This window comes from Lishizhenia sp. (genome assembly GCF_057456495.1).
Map to the genome: position 1 here is coordinate 1 of NZ_JBVCPV010000167.1, position 6,722 is coordinate 6,722.

A 6,722-nucleotide genomic window follows, 5' to 3' on the forward strand; every position below is an offset into this window, starting at 1 on the left:
AACTACTATCCTTCAGAGTTTCAGTTTTTACCTTACTACGTGGAGTTGTATAACATTGGTGAAGAATTAAAAAATGATTCTAACTATGTAGTTTTTCAGCGTATTTATGACAGTGAAAATAAGTTAGACCTAAGTGCGTTTAACCGCATGTACAAGTATCAAGTGGAGGGTGAAATCAAACCGATTGCAAAATCAATTGATATTACTAACCTACCAGCGGGAAGTTATTTGTTAGAAGTAAGTGTTGTGGATGCTGAGCAAAACCTTATTGCCTCTAACGTGATTAACTTTGATAGAAATAACTTCGCAGTTGATGTCCTTTCGAATTATCAAGATGAAATTGTAGACCCTGCATTTCAAGCTTCAATTACCACGGATTCTTTACGTTATTATTTGGCAAGTTTAATTCCAATTTCTAGTCAATCTGATGTTAAAAACATCATTCAATTACTAAAGGAGGAAGACACAACTTTACACAGAAAGTATATTCAGTCGTTCTGGAAAACAACTTCTTCCATCCAATCTTTCGAAAACTGGATGAAATACAAAGCACAGGTACAACTTGTGGAGCGTTTGTATGCAACGAATTTCCAGGTTGGATTTGAAACTGATAGAGGTAGGGTTTACTTACAGTATGGTTCACCGAGTTCCATTACTGCTCGACCAACTTCTCCAAGTGAATATCCTTACGAGATATGGCAATACGATAAAATTGGAAAGTTCTCAAACAAAAGATTTGTGTTCTACAACCCGGATATGGTGAACAATACCTACAGATTATTACACTCAGATATGGTAGGAGAGTTACAGAACTACAGATGGCAATATTACATCAACAGTAGAACTACACCAGGGAATAACATAGACGATCCAACAGGAGGTAGTGTTGATTCTCACGGAGCTAATGCAAGTCGTTATTACAAGAATTTCTAAAGTCACTTTTACATGTCACAAGCTAAGGTTGCCGTTGTAATTTTAAATTGGAACGGAAAAGCTTACCTCGAACAATTTTTACCTTCTGTGGTGAAATATTCAGAGGGTCACCAGATTATTGTTGCTGATAACGCATCCACAGATGATAGTATCTCTTTTTTAAAGGCGAATTACCCTTCTATAGATATCATAGTTAATACAAGTAATGGTGGTTTTGCCAAAGGGTATAATGATGCGCTTAAGCAAGTAAAAGCGGATTACTATGTTCTGTTAAATTCTGATGTTGAAGTTACGGCAAACTGGGTGGATATCATGCTTGAAGAACTTGAAAGCAATTCAGGTTGTGTTGGGGTTCAACCCAAAGTTTTGGCCTATCATAATAAAAGTGTTTTTGAACATGCTGGTGCCGCGGGAGGATTTATAGATAAGAATTATTATCCTTTCTGTAGAGGTAGAATATTTGGTGATGTAGAGGAGGATAAGGGACAATACGACGGTGTTCGTGAGGTTTTTTGGACTACTGGAGCCTGTATGTTGGTCAATGCAAAAGCCTATCATGAAGTAGGAGGTTTAGACGAGGATTTCTTTGCGCACATGGAGGAGATTGATATGTGTTGGCGTTTAAAGAATAGGGGATATTCCTTTTTTGCTGCCCCAAAAGCAGTAGTTTACCATGTTGGCGGGGGGACCTTGAATTATGAAAGTCCGAACAAAACCTATCTCAATTTCCGCAACAGTCTTTATATGATTCATAAAAATTATAAAGGCATACTTCCATTATTTATCTTCAAACGATTAATTCTGGATGGAATTGCAGCTTTAAAGTTTGCAGTGAAATTTAAATTCAAGCATTTGTGGGCGATAGGTAGAGCGCATGCTAACTATTACCAACAACTTCCGAAATTAAATGCAAAGCGCAAAGCTTTGAAAAAAGCTACAAGTAACTTAGAAGCAAACAAGGCTGGATTTTATACAGGAAGTTTGTTGTTTGCGCGTTTTTTTAAAGGAATTACAGCTTTTTCTAAATTGAATCAAAGGCTTTTTAAATAAGCTAGAAGTTGTATTGTATACCAAGCCCAAGGCTAAAACTGCTTTTGGGATCAATACGCGTTTCCTGATACAAGATTCTCGATTTTGGATTGTAACTTACTTGTATAGGAAGAATGATATCGAAATCACCGATTTGATAAGCCAAAGTATTTCTAAGTACAAAATTTACGGAAAATGGGTTGACAACTAGGCCGTTTATATCTCCTTTCAAAGAAGTGAACCTCAAATCTGCTCCAAGGTTGGTTGTCAATTTTAAATTTTCATCTCCGTTGGGGTTTAAGATAAAGGTTCTACCAATACTTACAGGTATACTGAAATAGTTTATAGAACTAGATAGCGTTTGCGCAATGGTGTTTACGCTCGTATCGGTTACAGTTGAATACGACGAATCAATAATCATCCCACTCGTATCGTAGGTATACACAACAGAGTTTGAATCAATGTATTGATAAATTTGCGTGTAAGTACTGTCTGTTTCATAATTCATACTACCATTCTGGTATTGGGCACCAAGTTGTAGGTTATATACGTCTAGCGCCTTTAACTGACCATAAATTTGATAGGCCATGATAGATCGATAATTTATTTTTTCTTGATTACCAGGGGCAGAGGAAGAGGTGATTTCTAAAGAAGGTTTAAAGCTTGCAAGGCGAGCTTCAATTCCCACAGAGTAACCGGTTAAAAACTGAGAAGGAGTAGTTTTTTTCTCGTCCTTCTTATCATCTGCTTTCGTGTTCTCTTTTTCTACTTCTCCCTTAGTTTCATCGATTGGTTTTTCATCCTCATTTGCTTGTGTTGTTGAAGTAGTGTCAACTCCTACAACCTGCGTAGAGGTATCCTGATTTGAATGCTCAGTATTTAACGAATTGTTCTGTAAAGACTGCTCCTCCTTATTTGTGCCGGTCTTATTCACCTCAGCGTTTATTTCTGGGGTTGTTTCGGTTCTGTCTGCTGCTTTCTCATTTGCTTTGTTTGAAGCCAGCAATGTATTACCTGAGATTTGAGTTGAGCTCAATGAAGTTGCGGGAGTGTTTGTACTGGCGCGGTTAGCGGGAACAAACGCAGTTTCTTGTTTAGGAACCACACTATCAATTGGTAAAAGGTGAGCATTTGCAGTATTGTTTAGATTGCTTTTCCTTTCCTTGCTCAGAATTTCCTTGCTTTCTACATCGCTCTTTTGGTCCGGAGTAATTGAAGTGGAGTTGTTTTCAATTTTATTTAGGGAAATATCACCTGTAGAATTCTGGTTTTTAAAAAAGAAAAAGGCAGAAATAGAAAGACCAGATAAGAATAAAATGGCAAGTAAAAGAGCAAGTAATCTTCCCTTAGATTTTGGAAAATCTAGGGCGTCATCAATTGCACGCTTAACATCAGCTGGTGGTGTAACCTCAGCCTTAAGCATCTTCTCTCTGAAAAGATTCTCTATGTTATTTTTCTTACTCATGCCCTTTCTATATTAATCAAGCTCCCTAACTTCTCCTTCAGCATTCTTTTTGCTTTCATCAATTGAGATTTCGAGGTGTTCACCGAAATATCAAGGTATTCTGCAATCTCTGTATGTTTTAAATTTTCAAAAACAAAGAGATTAAACACCATGCGATAACCATCTGGTAACTCTTGAATGAGATTTAAAAGTTGCTGATAAGACTGATTGGATGTGTCTTCTAATTCAAATTCTGTTTCTTCTTCACTGAGAACAACATTGTTTTCTATAGGTTCAAATTTCTTTTTCTTGCGTATTTCATCGAGCGCTGTATTTATTGTGATGCGTTTTATATATGCACCTATAGATCCTGATGGATCAAACTTTTCTCTACTGTTATAAAGTTTAATAAAGCTGTTTTGAAGTACATCTTTGGCCTCGTCCTCATCCTTCATATAACGCAAAGCAATAGCATACATGCCCGGCGAATAGGCATGGTAAATTTTGTCAAAGGCTTTCTTTTTGCCTTTACAAAAGTCTTTAATTGTCTTTGCACTAATAGCGCTCAAATGAGTGGTTTTGGTTTATATACTTAGGCCTTTTTAGAAAGGTTGCCCGAAACTATTAATTATTTAAACAATTCTGAACTTTTTTGAAATGAATTTCTCGTTCTTCTACTGTATTGTTCGGAGTTGCAGTTATCTCTTTGCACTTAGAATCTATGTAATCAGACCGTTGTAAGAGAAAGTCGAAATCAGATTCTGCTGTTGTTTCACTTTCCAAAGCTTTTTCTATAGAGTCTATTGCTTTTATGCAATTACAAAAATCCCATTGCAGGCCGAATTTCTTTTCAATTTCAGCGTGTATTATGGTATCCGGTTCAGGTAGGGGCGTACTAATTGTATCTGTGTTTTCTACAGCCAAATTGGGGTTCTGTGCAATTTCTTTTGTGGTATTTTCGTTAGTATTTAGGGTGTTTGCTTTGTGAGTTTGGGGAATTTTCTTTCGTGAGGCATCGTTATTGCAACTGATAATTAAAACACTGAGGAAAATTGTACTAAAAAGAAATTTCATAACTTGATAACTATTGTTAACACCTTAAAACTAGGGAATATGTTTGCAAAAATTAAACAACTCTCCATATTTATTATCCTTTTGAATGCCGGATGCTTGTTGGGGCAAGAAGGTAATAGTCAACCTTTGGATACAAGTATTGTATACGTACAGGACCTTGAGGAAATAAAATGTATACCGAATTATCAAAAAGAATATAATCGCTTACTGCGAAAAGTCAGACGAGTTTACCCCCTTGCTTTGTACACCAAGGAAGTGTTAGATTCCTTGGACAAGGATTTAGCGCTACTCAATAAAAATCGGAAACAAAAGAAATTAGTAAAGCAGACCCATAAAGATTTAAAGGCAGATTTTAAATTTTTATTGAAGGATCTATACAGGAGTGAAGGTGTAGTATTGGCCAAATTAATATACAGGGAAACGGGGATGAGTATTTATGATATTATTTCGCAATACGAATCAGAATCGAAGGCTTCCACTTTTGCCTTAATAGCTCAAGCATGGGAGCAAGATTTAAAAATGAAATATGACCCAGAGAATGAGGATTATATTCTAGAACGGGTAATTGAAGATGTGAATGCCGGTCTTGTGGATTTTGATTTTACGGTACATCTTCTCGATAAAAAAGAATACAAACTGAAAAAGAAGGCGTATGTAAAGCGAAGGAGAGATGCAAGAAAAAAGAACAGACAAAGGAGCCGAGAAAGAAGAAAGAAGCAACGAAAAAAGGGAACCTAATAGGTTCCCTTTTCTAATTATTTCTGTTCGGATTATTTTGCTGTAGCAGCTAATGTGTCCTGTGCTCCAGAAGAAAGTGCTGATTTCTCAACTCTTAATTTCGTAGAACCTTCACATTCCAATAAAACTGAAGATTCAGCTACTTCTAAAATTTTCCCGTGGATTCCTCCGATGGTAACAACTTTATCTCCTTTCGTTAATCCTTCTCTGAATTTTTTAGCTTCTTTTTGCTTTTTCATTTGAGGTCTAATCATGAAAAAGTAGAATACTACTACCATTCCTAAAATCATTAGAAGAGATTGCATACTTCCTCCTCCTGATTGTAATAACATTACGTTCATTTCTTTTGTATTATTTAGTTTATAACGTGTGCTTTAATTAAAACAGTGTGTCCTGAAGGTTTCGTGTTTCCAGAAATTGTAACTGTTTTAGTGATATTCCCAGTAAAGTTCTTTGTATCAATTTTTGCAATTGTACTTGTAGATTCTCCTGGGGCAATAGGATCTGAAGGTTTGTCTGTTACTGTACAAGAACAACTTCCTTTCACATCCGCAATAATCAAAGGAACATCTCCTGTATTTTTAATAGAGATTTCAGCTTCAATTACTTCACCTCTTGCAACATCTCCCATATCAATTTCTTCTTGTACTTCCATCGTAGTTTTTTCACCGATAATAGAGCCTGACTCTGAACCACAAGAAGCAAAGATGAAGAGCATTGCTAAGAATAAAAATTTTCCTTTCATTATTTTTTTTGCGCTAATATAATTAATTCATTAAACCGCGACCTATCTTATTGATTTGTCCGTCGGCTTCAAGACGTGCAATGGCCTTATCAAGTACTCCGTTGATAAATACATTACTTTTTGGGGTACTGTAGAACTTAGAAATTTCAATGTATTCGTTCAATGTAACCTTTACGGGGATATTGTTGAATTCTTGTAATTCTGTAATGGCCATTTCCATTAATAAAACGTCCATACGTGCAATTCTATCTAATTCCCAGTTAGAAGTTAACTCGTCAATTAATTTCAAGTTTTCTTCTTCTCTTTTGATGGTTTTCTTCAAGAGAGTTCTTACGAAATCTTTCTCATCAATTGGGTCTTTGTACAAAGGCATGATGTCATTGGCACCTTCTTCTTCGAAGTTTTTAAGTGTCTTGATCACCATGGTTGCCGCTAAATCAATATCATCCATCCAGTGTATGCTCTTCTCTTCAAAGAAAGAGTAGAGGTGATCGTAGTTCGCGATTTCTGTTTTGAACAAGGTAATTAAGAAGTTCTTGTCCTCTTCAAAACCAGTGTTTCCATTGTTCATGAATTCAAAGAAAGTTTCTGTTTCACGAATGTGTAAAAACATCTTTCTGAAAATTTCACGTTCAGTGTCACCCACCCAGTTAACCGTTCTTTCCTCAGAAGCCTGAATCAACATGTAGTTGTCTTCCAACAGGGCAATAACCTTGTTGTCTACAAACTTCATGTTTGGATTTAAATCTTCTTCTTTTG

At 36.1% G+C, this 6,722-nt stretch carries 9 protein-coding genes; 3 read left to right on the forward strand and 6 right to left on the reverse strand.

The window, feature by feature from the left end:
• On the forward strand, positions 1–933 hold a 933-nt coding region (locus tag AC22ZQ_RS11365; protein ID WP_318958890.1), incomplete at its 5' end, for a GWxTD domain-containing protein.
• 12 nt (positions 934–945) lie between these two features.
• Positions 946–1,983: a glycosyltransferase family 2 protein gene (locus tag AC22ZQ_RS11370; RefSeq protein WP_318958891.1), complete on the forward strand. Its 1,038-nt coding sequence runs from the start codon at positions 946–948 to the stop codon at positions 1,981–1,983.
• A 1-nt stretch (position 1,984) separates the two neighbouring features.
• Here AC22ZQ_RS11370 and AC22ZQ_RS11375 read toward each other — a convergent pair whose 3' ends face one another.
• Genes AC22ZQ_RS11375 through AC22ZQ_RS11385 form a run of 3 tightly spaced genes read right to left on the reverse strand, consistent with a single transcriptional unit; the run spans position 1,985 to position 4,480 of the window.
• The gene (locus AC22ZQ_RS11375; RefSeq protein WP_318958892.1) at positions 1,985–3,427 is read right to left on the reverse strand and encodes a hypothetical protein; all 1,443 of its coding nucleotides are present in this window, start codon (positions 3,425–3,427) and stop codon (positions 1,985–1,987) included.
• A complete protein-coding gene (locus AC22ZQ_RS11380) occupies positions 3,424–3,975 on the reverse strand; it encodes an RNA polymerase sigma factor (protein WP_318958893.1) in 552 nt (183 codons plus the stop codon). The genes AC22ZQ_RS11375 and AC22ZQ_RS11380 overlap by 4 nt, the downstream gene beginning before the upstream one ends.
• Positions 3,976–4,030: 55 nt before the next feature.
• Entirely contained in the window at positions 4,031–4,480 is a 450-nt protein-coding gene (locus AC22ZQ_RS11385; protein WP_318958894.1) for a hypothetical protein, read from the reverse strand.
• A 39-nt stretch (positions 4,481–4,519) separates the two neighbouring features.
• On the opposite strand from AC22ZQ_RS11385, the gene AC22ZQ_RS11390 reads away from it, so the two are divergent.
• Positions 4,520–5,218: a DUF4294 domain-containing protein gene (locus tag AC22ZQ_RS11390; RefSeq protein WP_318958895.1), complete on the forward strand. Its 699-nt coding sequence runs from the start codon at positions 4,520–4,522 to the stop codon at positions 5,216–5,218.
• Between the two features lie 32 nt (positions 5,219–5,250).
• Here the strand turns inward: AC22ZQ_RS11390 and yajC are convergent, their stop codons facing one another.
• The 3 genes from yajC to AC22ZQ_RS11405 all read right to left on the reverse strand — a co-directional run.
• Positions 5,251–5,559 carry a preprotein translocase subunit YajC gene (gene yajC, locus AC22ZQ_RS11395; protein WP_318958896.1) on the reverse strand — a complete coding sequence of 103 codons (309 nt, stop codon included), beginning with the start codon at positions 5,557–5,559 and terminating at the stop codon, positions 5,251–5,253.
• A 14-nt stretch (positions 5,560–5,573) separates the two neighbouring features.
• Positions 5,574–5,963 (reverse strand): DUF1573 domain-containing protein, encoded by a 390-nt coding sequence (locus AC22ZQ_RS11400; protein WP_318958897.1) that lies wholly within the window; start codon positions 5,961–5,963, stop codon positions 5,574–5,576.
• 22 nt (positions 5,964–5,985) lie between these two features.
• Positions 5,986–6,722: transcription antitermination protein NusB (locus AC22ZQ_RS11405; RefSeq protein WP_318958898.1), on the reverse strand; the 737-nt coding region annotated here is incomplete at its 5' end.

Bases quoted from the DNA above. Each gene is read 5' to 3' on its own strand.
- AC22ZQ_RS11370 (WP_318958891.1), top strand. From the start codon at position 946: ATGTCACAAGCTAAGGTTGCCGTTGTAATTTTAAATTGGAACGGAAAA.
- AC22ZQ_RS11375 (WP_318958892.1), bottom strand. From the start codon at position 3,427: ATGAGTAAGAAAAATAACATAGAGAATCTTTTCAGAGAGAAGATGCTT.
- AC22ZQ_RS11385 (WP_318958894.1), bottom strand. From the start codon at position 4,480: ATGAAATTTCTTTTTAGTACAATTTTCCTCAGTGTTTTAATTATCAGT.
- AC22ZQ_RS11390 (WP_318958895.1), top strand. From the start codon at position 4,520: ATGTTTGCAAAAATTAAACAACTCTCCATATTTATTATCCTTTTGAAT.
- yajC (WP_318958896.1), bottom strand. From the start codon at position 5,559: ATGAACGTAATGTTATTACAATCAGGAGGAGGAAGTATGCAATCTCTT.
- AC22ZQ_RS11400 (WP_318958897.1), bottom strand. From the start codon at position 5,963: ATGAAAGGAAAATTTTTATTCTTAGCAATGCTCTTCATCTTTGCTTCT.